This is a genomic window from Bradyrhizobium sp. SZCCHNR1043, from assembly GCF_032489675.1.
Lineage (GTDB): Bacteria > Pseudomonadota > Alphaproteobacteria > Rhizobiales > Xanthobacteraceae > Bradyrhizobium.
The window spans coordinates 202069-219918 of the sequence record NZ_JAUEYN010000004.1 but is presented as its reverse complement, the minus strand read 5'-3'; the positions used below and the strand labels follow the sequence as shown (position 1 = coordinate 219918).

Annotated in this window: 13 protein-coding genes; 6 read left to right on the top strand and 7 right to left on the bottom strand. The window is 62.0% G+C overall.

The annotated features are described in order from the left end of the window. Positions 1-5: 5 nt before the first annotated feature. Both QX039_RS08655 and QX039_RS08650 read left to right on the top strand, forming a co-directional pair. A complete protein-coding gene (locus QX039_RS08655) occupies positions 6-800 on the top strand; it encodes an SDR family NAD(P)-dependent oxidoreductase (RefSeq protein ID WP_315741082.1) in 795 nt (264 codons plus the stop codon). 12 nt (positions 801-812) lie between these two features. After that, positions 813-1946 carry a glycosyltransferase gene (locus tag QX039_RS08650; protein WP_315741081.1) on the top strand — a complete coding sequence of 378 codons (1134 nt, stop codon included), beginning with the start codon at positions 813-815 and terminating at the stop codon, positions 1944-1946. Here the strand turns inward: QX039_RS08650 and QX039_RS08645 are convergent, their stop codons facing one another. The 4 genes from QX039_RS08645 to QX039_RS08630 all read right to left on the bottom strand — a co-directional run bounded on the left by QX039_RS08645 (position 1947) and on the right by QX039_RS08630 (position 7415). Next, on the bottom strand, positions 1947-3446 hold the full coding sequence (locus QX039_RS08645) for a B12-binding domain-containing radical SAM protein (RefSeq protein WP_315741080.1): 1500 nt from the start codon (positions 3444-3446) through the stop codon (positions 1947-1949). It lies immediately after the preceding gene. A 171-nt stretch (positions 3447-3617) separates the two neighbouring features. Then, a complete protein-coding gene (locus QX039_RS08640) occupies positions 3618-4835 on the bottom strand; it encodes a radical SAM protein (protein ID WP_315717191.1) in 1218 nt (405 codons plus the stop codon). Positions 4836-4911: 76 nt separating this feature from the next. Continuing rightward, positions 4912-6117, bottom strand: coding sequence for a pyridoxal phosphate-dependent aminotransferase family protein (locus QX039_RS08635; RefSeq protein ID WP_315741079.1), 1206 nt, complete (start codon positions 6115-6117; stop codon positions 4912-4914). 44 nt (positions 6118-6161) lie between these two features. Then, positions 6162-7415, bottom strand: a complete 1254-nt coding sequence (locus tag QX039_RS08630; RefSeq protein ID WP_315741078.1) for an LptF/LptG family permease — start codon at positions 7413-7415, stop codon at positions 6162-6164. 353 nt (positions 7416-7768) lie between these two features. On the opposite strand from QX039_RS08630, the gene QX039_RS08625 reads away from it, so the two are divergent. Both QX039_RS08625 and QX039_RS08620 read left to right on the top strand, forming a co-directional pair. Further along, the gene (locus tag QX039_RS08625; protein ID WP_315741077.1) at positions 7769-8911 is read left to right on the top strand and encodes a glycosyltransferase; all 1143 of its coding nucleotides are present in this window, start codon (positions 7769-7771) and stop codon (positions 8909-8911) included. Beyond that, positions 8908-10041, top strand: coding sequence for a glycosyltransferase (locus QX039_RS08620; protein ID WP_315773040.1), 1134 nt, complete (start codon positions 8908-8910; stop codon positions 10039-10041). The genes QX039_RS08625 and QX039_RS08620 overlap by 4 nt, the downstream gene beginning before the upstream one ends. Here the strand turns inward: QX039_RS08620 and QX039_RS08615 are convergent. Beyond that, complete coding sequence (locus tag QX039_RS08615) at positions 9986-11068, bottom strand: glycosyltransferase family protein (protein WP_315773039.1); 1083 nt, start codon at positions 11066-11068, stop codon at positions 9986-9988. The two genes, QX039_RS08620 and QX039_RS08615, sit on opposite strands and share 56 nt — an antisense overlap. 173 nt (positions 11069-11241) lie before the next feature. On the opposite strand from QX039_RS08615, the gene QX039_RS08610 reads away from it, so the two are divergent. Continuing rightward, entirely contained in the window at positions 11242-12243 is a 1002-nt protein-coding gene (locus QX039_RS08610; protein WP_315741074.1) for a UDP-glucuronic acid decarboxylase family protein, read from the top strand. Between the two features lie 760 nt (positions 12244-13003). Continuing rightward, the gene (locus tag QX039_RS08605) at positions 13004-14023 is read left to right on the top strand and encodes a ParA family protein (RefSeq protein ID WP_315773037.1); all 1020 of its coding nucleotides are present in this window, start codon (positions 13004-13006) and stop codon (positions 14021-14023) included. 318 nt (positions 14024-14341) lie between these two features. On the opposite strand, the gene QX039_RS08600 is transcribed toward QX039_RS08605, so the two are convergent. Together QX039_RS08600 and QX039_RS08595 are read right to left on the bottom strand one after the other, a co-directional pair. Further along, complete coding sequence (locus QX039_RS08600) at positions 14342-16438, bottom strand: ATP-binding protein (RefSeq protein ID WP_315773035.1); 2097 nt, start codon at positions 16436-16438, stop codon at positions 14342-14344. After that, positions 16435-17742, bottom strand: a complete 1308-nt coding sequence (locus tag QX039_RS08595; protein ID WP_315773034.1) for an SIR2 family protein — start codon at positions 17740-17742, stop codon at positions 16435-16437. Before QX039_RS08595 ends, QX039_RS08600 begins: the two co-directional genes overlap by 4 nt. Positions 17743-17850: the final 108 nt, after the last annotated feature.

Here is a 17850-nt window from a genome sequence, read left to right as displayed (position 1 = left end):
ACATCATGTCCGCCCCCAGCTCGATCGTCATCACGGGAGCCAGCAGCGGCATCGGCCGCGCGCTCGCGATGAACTATGCCGCGCCGGGGATCCACATGGCGCTGTCCGGTCGGGACGAGGGCCGCCTGGAAGAAACGGCAGCACAATGCCGGGCCAAAGGCGCAGCCGTCACGACCGCATCAATCGATGTCCGGGATCGCGATCGAATGGCGGGATGGATCCGCGCCATCGACGACGCCGCCCCGATCGGGCTCGCGATCGCCGGCGCCGGGGTCACCGCTGGGCTCGGCATCGGCCGGCTGCGGGAAGATCCGGCCGTCGTGCGCAACGTGATCGCAATCAACCTGATCGGCGCCATCAACACCATCGATCCCCTGGCGGAGCGGATGTGCATGCGCGGGCGCGGGACGATCGCCGTCATCGGGTCGATCGGCGCCTTGCGCGGCCTGCCCTCCTGTCCCGCATACAGCGCCAGCAAGGCCGGCCTTCACGCCTATGCCGAGTCGCTTCGTCCCACTCTTGCCGCCCAGGGCGTTACCATCAGCACCATTGCGCCTGGATTCGTCGACACGGCGCTCAACCGCGACACCGTCTGTCCGAAGCCCCTCATCATGAGCGCCGACCGTGCAGCCGCCATCATACGGCGGCGGCTGGAGCGCGGCGATGCGGTCATCGCATTCCCCCGCCTGCTGGCCTTCGGTCTGCATTTGACCCGCCTGTTGCCGCGGCGCTTGACCGACCTTGCGTTCGCCGCAGTCCATGTCGACGTGCCCGAGCGCACCGAACTCTACAACGAGTGACAGGCGCCGGCGATGGACGCGCTCTCGATGCTCCCGGTCGCCGCAGCGGCATGGTGGGCGATCTCCTGCGCTCTTCGCATCACGACCATCTCGGCCGCATTGGCGCACCCTCGCTTACGGCACAGGTTGGCTACACGACATGATCGACCGCCGGTCTCGATCGTGATCCCAATCCGCCGGCTGGAGTTCGAAGCCGAAGCGGCCTTCACGTCCGCCTTCGCGCAAGTCTATCCGCAAAGCGAGATTCTGGTCGCCGCCGCGGAAGACCACTCGCCGATGATCGAGATCGCCCGGCAGGTCGCTGCGCAATTCCCGGCGGTCGGCGCGCGGATCCTGACCGGAAACAAGCGCATCACTCCGAACCCGAAAGTCAGCAATCTCGCGCCGGCCATCGCAGCGGCGCAACACGACCTGATCCTGATCAAGGATTCGAACATTCTCCTGAGCCCCGACCAACTCGCCGATCTGATGACGAACCTGACCGCCGGCGTCGGCCTCGTCTGCGCGATCCCGGTTGCCGTCGCCCCGACCGGATTCGCCGCCGAACTCGAGCGAGCATTCCTCAATGGGCAGGCCGCTCCGCTGACGCTGGCACTGTCCGCCGCCGGCGCAAACGTCGGCTTCGGCAAGGTCATGCTGTTCGACCGGCGAGATCTGGCACGGGCGGGCGGCATCGGATTGATGGCTTCGGCCTTCGGCGACGATCACGCGCTGTCGCAAGGGCTGGCACGCCTCGGCCTGCGAACGGTGTTCGCAGCCAAGGAGATCCGTCAGGCGATCGGCCGGCGGCCGTTCAGCGAAGTCTGGGACCGCCACCAGCGCTGGATGGTCATTCGTCGAATCCAGGCGCCGCTGGCCTTCTGCGGCGAGCCGCTGGTCAGTGGCGCTTTCACAGCCCTGTGCGGCGCCGTGGGCGCTGCAGCCTTCGGAATGCCATGGTGGCTGATGGCGGGCGGGACCCTGCTCGGCTGGGTCTTGCTCGACGTCACCTTCTTCGCGGCCAAAGGCTGGGGCTGGTCCTGGATGTCCCCACTCTCTGGATTGTGCCGGGAAGTCCTGCTTCCCGTGATGTGGCTGAAGGCGCTGCTCGACCGCCGTGTGACCTGGGCCGGACTGCCGTTCGACGTTCCCGCCAAGACCGGCTGATCAGAGGCCCGATCGGACCGCCGCCTGACCGATCGCCGCCGGCGGTTCATGCCGCCGCGCAAGGCCGGCATCGATTGATCCGATCTGCCGGTTCAGGCTTGCGATCACCTCTTTGGAGAACGGCCCAACATGGAGGTAGAGTAGAAATAGCGAGACCACCTGTTTGAGCGCCCTCGGATTGCGGATTGCGCATTCGGCAATGGTCGCAAGGAATCCGCTCAGGAGGTCCGGCCGCCGCGCGGCCACGAACCAGAGCAGGCGCACGACCGTCGCCGCATCGTTCAAAACCACCCGCCAGGGCACCGAGGCATTGATGCGAGCCGGGACCAGCAGGCGGGCGACCGCCCGGATCCGGCCGAAGAAGGCCGCAGGCCGATTGACCCGTTCCAATATCGAGCGGTAGTCGCCCAACACGTCGCGCCGCGCCCGGGCGGTTCGGAAATTGAGGCCCTCGGTGCATTGATCGCCGCCATCGGCGCTGCTGACGAAGCTGAAATCGACGTCAGGGTTCAGCCGCCCCTCGCGTTCGAGTCGTCGCGAGAGCTGGGTCTGCGGCAGCGCGGTCAGCAGGCCGACCATACAGATCGGCAGCCCGGCCGTTTCGATGCAGGAGACCATCTCGTCGGCGATCCGCTCGTGTTCGTTGTCGAATCCAACCACGAAACCTGCGGTCACGAACATTCCGGCACGGTAGACCTTGTGGACGCAGTCGGCGAGATTGCGCCGCATATTCTGCTTCTTCTGGGTGGACAGCAGTGCGTCCTCGTTGGGGCTTTCGATCCCAATGAAGACCGCCCCGAAATTCGCGTCGCGCATCAAGTGCAGGAGGACGTCGTCGTCGGCGAGGTTGATCGAGGCCTGCGTGCTGAACGTGAAGGGATAGCCGTGCGCCTTTTGCCAGGCGCATAGATGCGGCAGAAACTGCTTCACCGCCTTCTTGTTGCCGATCAGATTGTCGTCGACGAAATCGACATGGCCGCGATAACCGAGCCGGTAGAGATTCTCCAGCTCGCCGAGCAACTGTTCAACGGTCTTGGCGCGCGGCACCCGTCCGTAGAGCTCGATGATGTCGCAGAACTCGCAGATGAACGGACAGCCCCGCGAAAACTGGACGGACAAAGCCAGATAATGGTCGAGCTTGAGAAGGTCGAAACGCGGGAGCGGACTCTTGGTCACATCGACGGTGAATTTCTCCGCCTCGAACAGCCCGCGGCGCTCGCCCGCATCCCAGGACTCTATGAAGGCGGCCATCGTCGCTTCGACCTCACCCGGCATGCGAAAGTCCGCATGACTGTAGGCATCCGGACTGGAGGTGATGTCCGGCCCGCCGACGACGACCGGTTTGCCGCGGGATTGACCGAGTTCGATCAGGCGCAGCGTGTCGGCTCGCTGCGGGATCATGCCGCCGGTCATGACCATGTCGGCCCAGGCGAGATCGCATTCGCCGACCTCCTCCGCATTGCGATCGATGAGGCGGACCGACCATTCCTTCGGCAGCATCGCCGCGACGGTGATCAGGCCGAGCGGAGGCTCCATGCGCCGCTTGCCGGCGATCCGGCACGTCGTCGTCAGGCTCCAGAACGACGTCAGATCGAAGCGAGGATAAACGAGGAGGACGTTGCATCGTGTCGCTGCCATGAACTCCCTCCAGATCCTGCCGACCGCAGCCGCCTAGTATCCCATCAGACCGCAACAGCGGGCGCAGACCGGCATGAGCCCGTCGCGACCGATGCTCGCCCGGAACTTCCTGTACGGCTCGGAATTCCATAATTCGGTGATCGTCGACGTCTTGACGTTGCCGACGACGTAGTCGTGGTAGTCGCGGCACGGCGAGACATCGCCGTTGCTGTTGATCTCGACCGCCTGGAAGATCGCCGCACATTCGTCATAGCCGAAGTGCTCCTGGTGATCGGTGTAATACGTCGTCAGCTTGTCAGAGCCGGAGATCGGCGGAATCAACGCGACCGCAGGCGATGACCAGCCGGACGATCGTTCCATCACCGCCCGTAGCTGATCGTCCAGCGCCTCCGTGCTGCTGGGCTTCCAGTTTCCGACCCAGCCGTGGTGGCGGGTCGGATAGAAGCCGAAGCGGCGAAAGAAATCCTTCTCGTGCGCCTCCGCGTTACCCTGGTCGATCCACCATGACAGATAGAAGACAAACAGATCGACCTTGTCCCGAAAGGCATCGTAGATGTCGACCAGATGCTTGCAGTTGGCCTGCGAGATCACGGTCAGGGCGGCGATGAAGGGCAGCCCGCGGCCGTGCTTCGCTCGCGCCTCGGCAACCGCATCCAGCCCGCGGCAAAGCTCGTGGAAATTGTCGCCGCCGCCCCCCGCGGCCGGTCGCAGCGCATTGTGCAGGTCAGCGCGATGGCCGTCGACCGACACCTGCAACAGAAAGAGCGGCGCCTTGGCCAGCCGTTCGGCGGAGGCAGCCACCCGCGTACCGTTGGTCGCGATGCTCACCGGCAGCCCGAGTTCGGTAGCGCCCTCGATCAGGTCGAGGATGCCGTCATAGAGCATCGGCTCGCCGCCCCAGAAGTAGACCAGCGGGCCATGACCATGGTCGACGAGGTCGTGCAGCAATTCGAGATAGCGACCGGTCGGGATCTCGCGCTCCTTCAGATGCCGGAGGCTGGAGTTGAGCAGATAGCCATTGTCGCCCCACTGGCCGCAGGTATGGCAGCGCAGATTGCAGCGGTCGGTCAGACGGAAGCTCGCTTGGCGAATCCTACCGGCCTCGCCTTCCGCACGACTGATCCGGAACTTGCTGAAAATCCGCTTGTCAGCCTCCATCTGGATCAGCTTGGTTGCGATCCATGGATGCGGAAGGACTCGTCGCGCGTAGCGCGCCGCAGTTAGTATCCCCAGACTGCTCGTCTTTGCCATGACTTCCCGACCGTCGTCGTCCCATCAAGCCCGATCCGAAGCCGCGACGCCGTGCGGCGCCAGCATCATCTTCCAATCAAGCCAGCTTCACCAACTTCGACACCTCGGCTACGGCGTCGACCGCCGCCCGGATCTGATCCGGCGTATGGGCAGCGGAGACGCTGAAGCGCAACACCACGTCTCCGTCGGGTGTCGCCGGCGGCACCAGCAGATTGACGTAGATGCCGCGATCGAGCAGTGCCTTCCAGAATTCATAGCCAGCGGCCAACCCAGGCATCCGGATGCTCCCCACGGGGCCGGGGTCCGCGCAAGGCCGGACGCCGATCCCGGCGAGGCCGTCATGCATGGCTCGCGCGTTGCGCCAGAGGTCGTCCCGCAATTTCGGCTCCCCTCCGATGAGGTGAAGCGCCCGCCGCGCCGCCGCCACGATCGGAGGTGGGAGCGATGCGGTGTAGAGATACGGCCTGCTCATGAAGCGCAGCGCGCGCAACGCACTCGAATCGCTCACGGCGTAGCCACCGATTCCGCCAAGGCTCTTGCTGAAGGTGCCGACGATCACATCGACATTGGCTTCGACGCCGAGATGTTCGGCGATGCCGCGGCCGTAGCGCCCGTAGATGCCGAGCGAATGGGCCTCGTCGACGATGACCACCGCTCCATGGCGCCGCGCGACGGCCGTCAGCCCCTTGAGCTCGCCAAGGTCGCCTCGAACGCTGTAGAGCCCCTCGCAGATCACCAATGTCTGCGGTCCGGGAACATTGCTGCGTGCAAATCGGCTGTCGAGATCGCTGCGGTCATTGTGAGCGAAGCTCTCCACCTGGGCGCCACTCAACCGACAGGCATCGAAGATGCTGGCGTGGCAATGGGCATCGACAAAAATCATGTCGCCCTTGCGGGCGAGCGCCGAAGTCACGCCCAGATTGGCCATGAATCCCGTGCTGAAAATCACCGCGTCGCGCCGACCATAGAGGGTCGCGATGTCCTCCTCGAGCATCACGTGGAGACGGTGATTGCCTGCAGCGACCCGCGAAGCCGTGGAGCCCGTCCCGTAGTGTCGCGCAGCCTCGACCGAGGCCTCGATGCACGCCGGATTGAAGTTGAGCCCAAGATAGCTGTTGGTACCGAACATCAACGTTCGGCGGCCTGCGACCATAGCGGTGACGGTGTCCACGACATCATCGACGACGATGCTCAGCGGGTTGGTTCGCGAATCGGCCAGCCTCTCCAGCGAGTTGCCGAGGCGATCTGCACGCGCCAATATCCCGTTTCCGCCGTTGTCCATAAGCCGATCCGTCCAAGTAATCGATGAGTCGCCCGAACTACCTGTCAAGGACACGGCGGCGCGATCGCGTTCGGCAATTGATCGTGCGGTCCATTGGCAAGAACGGCGGCGCCCCCGTCCCACAAAGCTAGTCCGGCGTGCAGCGCCGGCACGCCGGTCATTCCGAGCCGCATCGAAACGGCGGGCGTGGCGGACGGTGCGGCCATCGCCCCGCCGCGGCGCCTGAGGGCGAGGATGAGTGCCAGCGCCAACTCGGCCAGAAAGAGCCCGCCGACCGCCCATGTCGTCCGCAAGTCCACCAGCGTCTGCTCGATGGTGAGCACCATGAAGAAATGCAGCGCCCCGATCGCGGCGCAGACGAGCAAGGCACGCGGACCTCGGCGGTCGCCGAAGCTGCGCCAGACGGGAAGCAGTTCGAGGCCGAGCCAGGTGTGGAGGAGCGCGAGAAGCGGGATTCCCAGGCGGTTGAGAGCCTCATGAATCCATTCGCGCGCCGTCCCCGGGGCGGCCATGGCCTTGGAGCGGCCATCGAGGAAGTCCCGCAGGGGCACTTCGTCGATGATCGTATAGTCACGCTTGACGCCTCCGAAGCCATATTCGTTCAGTGGTACGAATATACGAGCATAGGCGACGCCCCTGACCTCCGACTGTCCGTTCCGCAAGCTCTGAACGGTCCCGTCGAGCAGCACTAAGCCGCTTTCGTCCCCCTGCCTTTCGAACACCGCGAAACGAGCTTTGAAGACCCGCTCCTCGCCGTCGGACATCTCCTGCCGGATGAAGACATCGGCAAGCTCGTTGCCCTTGATATAGTTCCTGAAATAGAAGACCTGACGACCATGATCGAACTGATTGAAAACGCCGACCTTGAGCAACGCCGGATTTACCCCGCGCCGCAGCGAGAACAGCACGTCGTGGAGATGCCCTGAGGTTAGCGGAACGACCCAACAGGTCAGCAAATAGCCGAGCGCCACCGCGGCGAACGCGACGGCAAAACCCGGCAACCGCGCAGCGAAGGTCGAGCGACCGCTCGAATAGATCACGATCAGGATCCCATCTGCTGCAAACCTGCCGTAGGACCAGACGATCGCGATCGCAACCAACGCCGGGAGAACATGGAAGAGGATCATCGGCCCAGTGCTGGCGAGCGCGGGCCACACCAAGCTGGTATAGAGCGCCTCTTCGCCCAGATGGCTGATCAGAGAGATCAGAATCACCGGCGCGACGACAGCCGCAACGGCGACGGCCGAAGCAAGCAAAATCTGCCGTGTCAGATATCTGTCAATGACCCCAACTAGCACGCTTCGCCCCTGGCAGCAGTTCCACTCCGGGGGGACGGTCCTTCCTAGGAATCGTTCCCACCACGGCCCCCAAAGCCGTATTGCCGGCGACTGTCTCTTACCGCCGACACTAGACATACGAAAATTATACTATCTTGGCGAGCATGTCATGAAAACGCCGCCGGCCGTCCACATTTCGCGCCGCTCTTGCGGGCAGCGGCCGAATACGGTCAATGGTTCGCGGCAATGACGTCTTTGGACAATTTTCCACGTCCACAGCCATCCGACCCCGCCGTGTGGACGCCCCGACCAACCGCCGACGGAACCGACCGACGCGGTACTGTCGTCACGAAGCGTAGGCTCACTGAGCAGCAATGCAGAAGCTCATCAATCTCGCGATTTTCATCGACGATCTTGGTGTCGGCGGGACCCAGAACTGGCTGACTCTCCTGGTGCCGGCGCTGGCCGCGCGCGGTTTCGCAGTGCGCGTCTACGGCATGCGTGCAATCGCACATCCCGAGATCCTCGAACGTCTGGCGCCTCACGCCGAAGTTCAAATCATCGGCGAAGGCCGCCTGTGGGCAGGACCCGGACTGCTGCGGCTGGCGCAGGAACTCCGGACCTGGCCGGCACAGGTCGTGCAGACGGCGCTGCCGACCTCCGACATGATCGGCCGCTTGCTGGCATGGCTGACGGGGGTACCGGCGATCTTTTCGACCATCCGCGGCCGGAACGTCGACAAACCAAGCTGGCAGAGGTGGCTTGATCGCCGCACTGCACATCTGGCCAGAGCGGTCGTCTTCAATGACCGCGAGGCGGTGCCGTTTGCGATCCGCCACGAGGGTATACGCGCAGGCCAAGTCGTCTACATTCCCAATGGCGTTTCGATCACGACGGCGCGCCGGCCACCCGGCGACGTGCGCAGGGAACTACAGACGTCCGCGGAAGCGACCGTGCTCGCGACCGTCGCCCGCCTCCATCCGTCCAAGGGACAACAATATCTGTTGCGCGCCTTCCGTCTCGTTCGCGAGCGCTACCCCGGCGCGGTTCTGTGGCTCGTCGGCGACGGTGAGTGTCGAGCAGCCTTGGAGCGCGAAGCTGACGAGCTCGGGATAACGACGTTCGTCCGCTTCGCGGGCACCCGGCGCGACGTGCGCGACATCCTCGATGCCATCGATCTCTTCGCGCTTCCCTCGTTGTGGGAAGGCATGCCCAATGCACTGATGGAGGCCATGGCCGCGAGCCGGCCGGTGGTCGCTTCCGATGTCGACGCCATCCGCGAACTGGTGATCCACGGCAAGACCGGCTGGATGGTCAGGCCGGGCGACGCCGACGCCCTTGCACGTTGCATGATGGATATCCTGGCGGATCCCGCCCGGGCAGCCGACATCGGCCAGGCAGGCTTGCGGCACGTTCGCGAGCATTTCTCACTGGATGGCATGGCGGATGCCTACGCGACATTGTATCGCGACGGCCTGAAGGACGCGGCACTGCGCGTGGGAGCCCCGTTGCGATGAAGATCGTTCATATCCTCGACAATCTCGACCGCGGCGGAGCTCAAACCATGCTGCGCAGCGTGGTGGCCGGCCTCACGGCGCGCGGCCACATCCAGCACATCATTTGCCTCAACGAGATATTCAACGAAGAGGTCGTCGCTACCATGCGCGCCGCCGGAGCCAGCGTCGAGATCATCGGGCGGCCGCGCCTGTACGGCCTGATCGGTCTTTGGCACCTCGCCGCGGAATTGCGGCGGCGCCGGCCGGATCTCGTCCACACCGAACTCCCGTGGGGCGATTTGATCGGACGTACCGCCGCCCGCGTCGCCGGCATCGCCCCGATTGTCTCGACTGTGACCGCCCGCTACGCGGACAAGCCGCGGCTGCAATTGTGGTTCGATCGCAAGACCGCGGCCTGGGCCGACCGCGTGGCCTTCCAGAGCGCCGAAATCGTTCCCTTCTCGCTCGCGCATGAAGGTGTCCGGCGCGACCAGGTTCAGGTCATTCCGAACGGGGTCGATGCGGACGACCGTGACCGTTCCGTTGCAGCATCCGCCCTGCGCCGGGACCATGGCGGCGGCGCCACCACCATCCTCGGCATGGTCGCACGGTTGCACCCACAGAAGGCCCACCCCGATCTCCTCGAGGCGTTCGCAAAGCTGGCGTGTTCGGACGTTCGCCTCTGGCTGGTTGGCGACGGACCCGATCGCGCGCAACTCATGGAGCAGGCGCGCGCGCTCGGCATCGCCGATCGCGTGGTCTTCGCCGGCGACCGCGGCAACGTTCGCGACTGGATCGCCGCGATGGATATCTTCGTTCATCCGACTTATTTCGAGGGTCTGCCGCTCGCGGTCCTCGAGGCCATGGCCATGGGCAAACCGGTGATTACCTCGCCGGTCGATGGGCTTCGCAGCCTGATCACCTCCGGCGTCGACGGCTGGCTGGTGCCGCCCGGCAATCCCGACGCGCTCGCCGAGGTCATCGGCCACGTCATAGCCCATCCCGAGGAACGGGCCCGCGTTGCCGCGACGGGCGCGATCCGCGCGCTGTCGCAATACGGCTCGGATCGCGTGGTCGAAGCCTACGAAACGCTGTTCAAGTCCGTGCTCGAGGCCCGGAGCGCGGGGAGCGGCGCCAACGGCCGTCGATGAACGCGTCGATCGCGGCAAAGGCCGCATCGTTGCCGCAGAAATCTCCGTGACCGATCCGGGCGCGATAGCTCTCCAGCCGCACCTCGAATTCGTGCAGGATCCGCGACGAGAAAGTCGCCAGATCGGCACGCATGCCGTAACCGAGCCGCTCCAGATAGTACGCGTTGAGAAACTGCTCGAAGGCGCCACGGACCGGAATCGACAACACCGGCTTGCCGAGATGCAGCGCCTCGGAGATGAGCGTATGGCCACCGCCGCAGACGACGAAGGCGCAGGACGCCAGATCATCGAGAAACGATTGCTCGTCGAATGCCTTGAAGATGACGCGACCCAGGCTGCAGCGCTCGCCCAGGCCGTAGACGCGGACAGGCCGGCCAAGCGTGGCGAGATGCTCGACGAAGGCCGGGAACGTCGGATAGCCCTGATAGGCGACGACGTGGTCACCCGTCGTCGGCCGGCGCGCAACGACGTCGCGCCGCAGCAGCGGCGGCAGTTGCCGAAGCCAGGGGCTCGCCGCCCGCGCGGGAACGTCGAAGAAATTGCAAACGAGGTACTGGTCGGCCGAACTGAACAGAAGCCGGACCGCCGCAGCCGTCGCTAACCGGCTCGACATCTGGCCCAGAGGGCATGCGATCCGTCCCATGGTGATGACATGTTGGTTGTCGAGCGACAGGCAGGCCACTCCCATCCTGCGCGCCACCCGCGGCACGAAGAACTCGTAGTCGGTCATGGCAAAGTCCGGGACGAAGGCCTCGGCCGCCTGCTCGACCCGGCGGCGCCAATGTGCGCCATTGCTGAGTGTCGCCGCGGTACGCAGCAACGCCGCCGGAGCATCGACCCGATGCGAGCCCACGGGCGTAACCGGATTGGGACACTCGAATACCCGGAATTGGCCCCCGAGCAGGCGCGCCGCTTCTCCATGACAGACGAACAGGAAGTCGTGCTGGGAAAAATGCTGAGCCAGGGTCAAGGCGCGGATCGCGTGCCCCCGGCCGGTCCCATGCACGCCATAGAGAATGCGCGCCATGACTTCAGACCGACGCGCCGGCAGGCGGGTGAAGCGGCGGCCAGCGCCGCGAAAGACAATTCACCATCGGCCGGTTCATTCCTTGTGCCGAAAGTCCCGCAGGACCGTCGCCTTGCCCTTCGACTCATCTTATGGTTGTTATTGGTTGCTGAACATTCTAACGAGCAAGGGTCGTGTCGAGAAGAGCGTCCAGGCGCATCAGCGAGAACAGTTTGGTTACGGGCGGCGCCGGCTTCATCGGTTCGCATCTGTGCGAGCGACTGATTTCCGACGGCCATCAGGTCGTCTGCGTCGACAATTTCTTCACCGGCACACGCCGCAATATCGAGCCCCTTCTCGACGATAGGAATTTCGAGCTGCTTCGGCACGACGTGACGTTTCCTCTCTATGTCGAGGTCGACAGCATCTACAACCTCGCCTGCCCCGCCTCGCCGGTCCATTACCAGCACGATCCCGTGCAGACGACCAAGACCAGCGTTCACGGCGCCATCAACATGCTAGGGCTGGCGAAACGGCTCAAGGCCATGATCCTTCAGGCCTCGACCTCGGAAGTCTACGGCGACCCGGAGAAGCATCCACAGACGGAGGATTATTGGGGCAACGTCAATCCGATCGGTCCGAGGTCCTGTTATGATGAAGGTAAGCGCTGCGCCGAGACGCTGTTCTTCGATTATTGGCGCCAGCACCGCTTACAGATCAAGGTGGCCAGAATCTTCAATACCTACGGGCCTCGCATGCACCCCCACGACGGGCGCGTCGTCTCGAACTTCATCGTCCAGGCGCTGCTCGGCAAGCCGATCACCCTGTATGGCAACGGATCGCAGACGCGATCGTTCTGCTATGTCGACGACATGGTCGATGCGCTCGTCCGCCTCGCCGCGACACCCGACGATGTGACCGGACCGGTCAATCTCGGCAACCCCGCCGAGATCTCGATCCAGGAACTCGCCAGGACCATCATCGACTTGTGCAATTCGCGGTCTGCCATCGTATGCGGGAAGCGACCGGTGGATGATCCATGTCGGCGACGGCCCGACATTGCGTGCGCCGAAGCTGTCCTGTCGTGGCAGCCGAGGATTGGCCTTACCGAAGGCCTGACCAGGACCATCGCCTATTTCGACCGGCTCCTGTCCGAGGATGCTGTCCGCCGATCCCTGCTGGACGACCCGGATTGAGGTGACGGGCCTCGGTGTGGATCGGTCGACGGAATCTCGCTCGCCAGCGTCTGATGCCTGCGCGAGAAGTGGCAAGACGACCTGGGCGAAGCACAGACTCTCGCTCAGCTCCAAGTAAATCGGCTGCCAGAAACAAGCGGGCATCATGAGAGTGCAGGGCAATCTTTTCGCAGCAACCGCCTTCGGAGGGCCAGACTCCTGGCACGCCTGAGGGTTTCAGAACAACAAAATCGGGAAAATTTAGAATACTGACTGGGCTCCAGAAATCTGGCTGGGGCGGGAGGGATCGAACCTCCGAATGGCGGAATCAAAAGCTGCGCGTATCTTCAATGATTTAAACGCGCATTCTGAATATGCGTCGAAATTCGCCCCTAGCGATATCAATAGGTTAGGGGACGATTCAGAATAGGTCCGGCAGCGACTGATGTTCGCAAGTGACCCGAGGCCGACCCTCAGCCTGTTTGCCTTGTGAGACGGCCGCTTGTCAGGTCTACTTTGTAAATGCCGCCACGTTCTAAGCGCTCTCCCATGCCTAACTCCTTGGCCGGAGTGAAGTCGAACGGGTCCTCCTCTGCCAGGTGGGATAGCGGCGCAGGCAAGCGCGTCATCCGGAGGCGATGAGATCGAACGTCTGTAGAGCAACCACAATCCGTGATCAACATTATTTCTGGTTTACACGTATTGCGGCGGTACAGTTCCACGTACTACAGTAGGGAGATTGCATATCGTTTTATTTCACTAGCGTGCTATTCGCTAGCTCATGAGCAAAGCACCCAAAAAAATGAAAACCCTTGCGCTTTTCAACCACAAAGGGGGTGTCGGTAAGACGACCCTATCCGTCAATATTGCGGATTCACTCGCCGATCTCGGATTTTGTGTCTTAGTTGTCGATGCCGATCCGCAGTGCAATCTGAGCGCCTTCTATATGAGGGAGAAGGAGCTTGATGAATTGCTAGGCGAGTCCGACGACGCAGAGGGCGGCACTATCTGGTCGGCAATAAAGCCGGTGATCGACGGCAAGGGACCAATTAAAGATGTCAATCTTGTCGAGGTACGCGACAACGTATTTCTGTGTCCCGGCGACGTGCTACTAGCGGATTACGAAGAAGGGCTTCCGGCCGCATGGACAGGCTCATTCGCTCGCCGATCGCGAGACTACGATGTTATGTGCGTTCTATCTCGGGCGGTTCGCATGCTGGGCCAAAAGTGTAACGCCGATATCATAATCTATGACGTGGGTCCCAACGTAGGCCCGCTAAATCGAACCATCCTACTAGACGCGGACTATTTTGCGACGCCCGTTGCGGCCGATCTTTTTTCGCTGCGAGCGCTGTCCACTGTTGGGCGCTCGTTGGCGAGGTGGATAGATGACTGGAAAACGATCCGATCCTTGGCTAGCCCTGCAGATAGGCGTGGCTTGCTTCACGGAAAGCCGGAGTATTTGGGCTATATAACCTCAGCTTACAAGGTGGCTTCCGGGCGAGCTGCAACAATACCTCACGAATATTGGGAAGCTAAAATTGCACCCCGTGTTCGCGACCGCATAGTCGCTGATCTTCGCCGCGTCGATCCAGCTCTGGTGCCTCACACTGGAAACAAAGTCGGTGTGATCAAGAATTTCCAAAGCTTGGCCCCTCAAGCTCAAAACCTCGGTTTGGCAATCGGAAAACTTCGTGGCCACACAAACTCTGGTTACATTCCGCAGATCGAAGAAGCAGCGAGCGAGTTTGACGATTTGGCGCGCGAGATCGTTAAGCGCATGGGGCTCAAGATACCATAGGATTGTTTATGGCGGCATTTTTCGTCCATTGGAATCGAATCCGCAAGCGGGTACGCGTACACCGTGCCAACTGTGGAGCGTGCAACAATGGCGAGGGCATGCACCGCGGAAAAATCGATGCGGGCCGAGGCGACACTTACGACTGGATTGGTGCGAAAACCTATCGCGACGCACTGGCGAACGCGGAAACGATTGCCGCCCGTATTGGGGCGAAGGCAGGTAACTGTGGAATGTGCAACCCCCATTTAGGCACAAGTGCCTAAGTACTAAGTTCAGTTTTTTGATTGTACGACTCCGCTCCGCAGCTCAGATACGTGGTCAACTCTCCGGCTTACCCGTCCAGTCGTCGACGAGCGCCGGCCAGTCGATCGCGCGTGGACTCCTACCAATCCAGACCTCCCAGAAATCAGGGTCCGACGATTGCGGCCGGTGAGCCTCAGCAAGTTCGTCCATCTCGACGAGCAAGGGGATCGGAGTGGCCCATCCCAGCAGAACGGCCTGACGGGATGGTAGGCTAGGCAGTTCTTTGAGCAAACCGGCGACATTGTCGGGAACGAGGCGCGCAACCAGTGCTTGATCGAGATCATTCACGATTCGATGGAGCAGAAAAGTATTGCATTGCGCCAGAACCGTCGGTGAAAGCTCCGAGGGGCGCTGTGACGAGAGCATCAACCCAAGCCCGAACTTGCGGCCCTCGCGCGCGATCTTTTCGAATGTCTCGCGACAGAGTTGCGTCGGGTTTTCTGGTGGACCATCTTCATTGGAGCCTCGCCTGACGAAGTTATGCGCTTCTTCTAGAACGAGGATCGTCGGCAGAGGTTTGCCCTCGGGATGCTTGCGCCGATAGCGTTGCAATGCCTCGAAGGTCAGCCGTCCAAAAACCGCAACAACCACATGGATTATCTCGGACGGGACTAACGAAAGGTCGATGATCGCCACCTGCCCGTTTGCTGCCGCGTTGCTGCCCACGAGGTCGTCGAGCCAAGCATCGAATGTGATTTCCGGCTCGCTGCCGACGACGGGACCGAGCCTAGGATCTGCCATTAAGCCACGAATGCGCATCCCTAGCGTGCTGATAAATCCCGCCAGCGCGCCTCCTTCCGTCGCCGCGATCCTTTCCAGGTGCTCCGGAAGCATGTGGACGTCGAACGGTATTGGCGCATCTTCCGTAAGCTGTGCCGCGGCGGAAGTATCCTCCACTAGATTTTCGAAGCTCCGCAGAACATCACGGGTTGCCTCCATGTCCTGCACCGAGAATGCGTTGAACCACCCGTTACTCGACCGACGAGATTGAGCGACCCCCCCGATGGTAGCACTAATCTCCTCTAAAGCTGCGCAATACTGGCCATCGACCGATTTTGCCAAGTCCTCGCAGTCTGCTGATATGTTGTCGAGCAGTTCGCCGCATCGGCGCCGATTTGTAGCGCTGCCGGCGAAAGTCGCGGCCCCCTCGGTCAACATGGCGTCGATCATTACTCGATAAGAATACAGGTATCTCCTGACGATCGTCGTACGTGGCGTCCCCTCTTGCTTTCCGTTCTTCAATTCGCGAAGTGCCTGGAGCAGCAAAGGTCGCTGCGCACCGGGCCGCGCGAAGGAGACGGCGCTCCACTCGTGACCGTTCCACAGCCACGCGGGCAGGCGCAGAGCGCGCTCACCCCTTTGGCTATCCACCGGAGGTACGCGAAACAGGCGAACATTTCCGCCCTTGTCGGCGAAGGCCTTGGCGTACTCGCCGTTGGGATCGAGTATGATGAACCGCGCGTTCGGCTCGGCAGCGCCTTGCTCGAGCGCGGCTTGCGCCGCATCGAGCGACCAGCGGATCAGTCCAGCAACGGAACAGGATTTGCCGCTGCCGGTGTTGCCAAGTATGGCGACATGGCGCCCGAAGATTTTGTCGGGGTCGACCATGATTGAGGTATTCGCGGCAAGCGGAGACGATCCGATGCGGACGCGCCGATCCTTGTCCTTTGCCCCGACGATCGCCGCGATCTGCTCCGGTGTGGGGATCAAGATCTGATCGCCCACGGACGGAAAAGCAACAATTCCTCGACTAAGCTCGTAAACGCTGGTGCCGTCGCGTCGATCTCGGCTGACGGTGAGCGTACCGATCGGACTGAGCGACATCTTCCGCAGAGGAAACGGTAGATCGATAAGTCCGAAATCCTTCAGCCCCGACCGCTTAGGATATGGCGAACGCTCAATCCCGATCCAAGTGACGTAAGCGACTGTAGCACCGGATTCGTTTGGTATCAGCACATAGCTATTGAGCCGTGGGAAGCTCATTGGCGTGCCAGTGTTGAGTGCTGTTGTTTGCGGCGCATCGAGATCGAGCAGCACGCGAATTTCGTCCGAGGAAATAGATTCGACCGTACCTATGACTAGCTCGGAGAGCCGTTCAATTGGAGAGCTCACGTTTCGTCTCCCCATATTACTGGGCGCGCAGACGCCGTCTCCGCCGCCGACGGCCCGGTAGCTTCGTCCACGAACGCGCGATTTTTAAGGAGTTCGGACATACGCCCAGTAATGTAGTCAAGAGCGGGTTTTGGCAGATAATCGTCGACGAGATGCTGGAGGCTTGCGAAATGCCTCCCAGCGAGGAGGGTCACCTGCGCCGCACGGGTCTGGTTGAGGAAACCCTTGATGCGGTCGTCTAGATCGAATGCCATGATCACCAAATGCGCTGACGGAACCGATAACATGTCGAGCAGGACGCGGTTGATGTGGTCGTCACCGAACCCATACCCATAGGTCACCACAACGGAGTTCGGCCTGCAGGTCGCGGACGCGAAGTCACGAAACAGCTCCGCGTAGGGATACTGCGTGGTCTCAACGTCCTTTGCCGGATTCGGATAGATCATCACGGTGTCAACTGGCGATTCCGGCAGGCTCGGATGATCAGAATCAGCGCCAAACGGTGTCTCAGAACGATAAATGCGGTGCGCGGTGACGTCGAACCGCCAATCAAGGCTGCCGTGCAGCTTTGTCAGACGGACGACGCCTTCCATAAAGCGAGGCTCACCGCGGATGCCCGGTGGGTTATAGTGATAGTCTAGCTCAATGCGCGTGTTGCGGAACAGGGGACGCAAGCTTCCGACAAAACGATCGATGATCCGTAATCCGGCTTGGTCGCAGCCATGCTCGATCAAGCGATCATAATTAGTTGTAAAGATGTGCAGACGTTCGCGAGAGGCGGCTCGGCTCGCGAAACTGAGCAGGAAGGACTGCAGCAGTGCCAACGCGAGCACGCTATTTGCCTCCTCGATACCCCGCTCGGTGGCAAGCAACGAAGCCAAGAAGGCCTCGATCGCAGAGTTTATATCATGACGAACGCCCTTCGCCGCCTCCTTGTCGATGATATCGAGACCATCGAGTACGGCGATAGCGCTGCGCAACTGATCTTCGATATTTGCTTGCCCGCGCCCCATCTTTTTGGCGCTTGCAGTTGCGTGCTCTAAAATTTCCTTGGCATAGTCTGAGCTGCCCGCTGCGATCTCCATTCCCGTCGCCCTGACTCCGGCAGCGAAGCCCACCGCAGTCGTGAAACCGCTGCCAAGCAGCAAATTCAGATGTTCGGCCTGGAATACGGCTGACAGCCAAGGCTCGATCTTGCGACGATGCAGCGCGACGAAGCGGTCAAGTTCGTCCGCGTTTTCCGGGATGTTATCAAAGGTCTCGCTCGATGCTCCAACCCGGTATCCGTGCGCTTTCCACTCCATAAATCCTCGCGATGTCGCAAAGCAGCAGAGGTTCCACATTCGGCATACCGATCGAGGAATAGTCGATTCGGGTTGCACTGTCCGCATGACTCTCGCTGAGCGTTCACG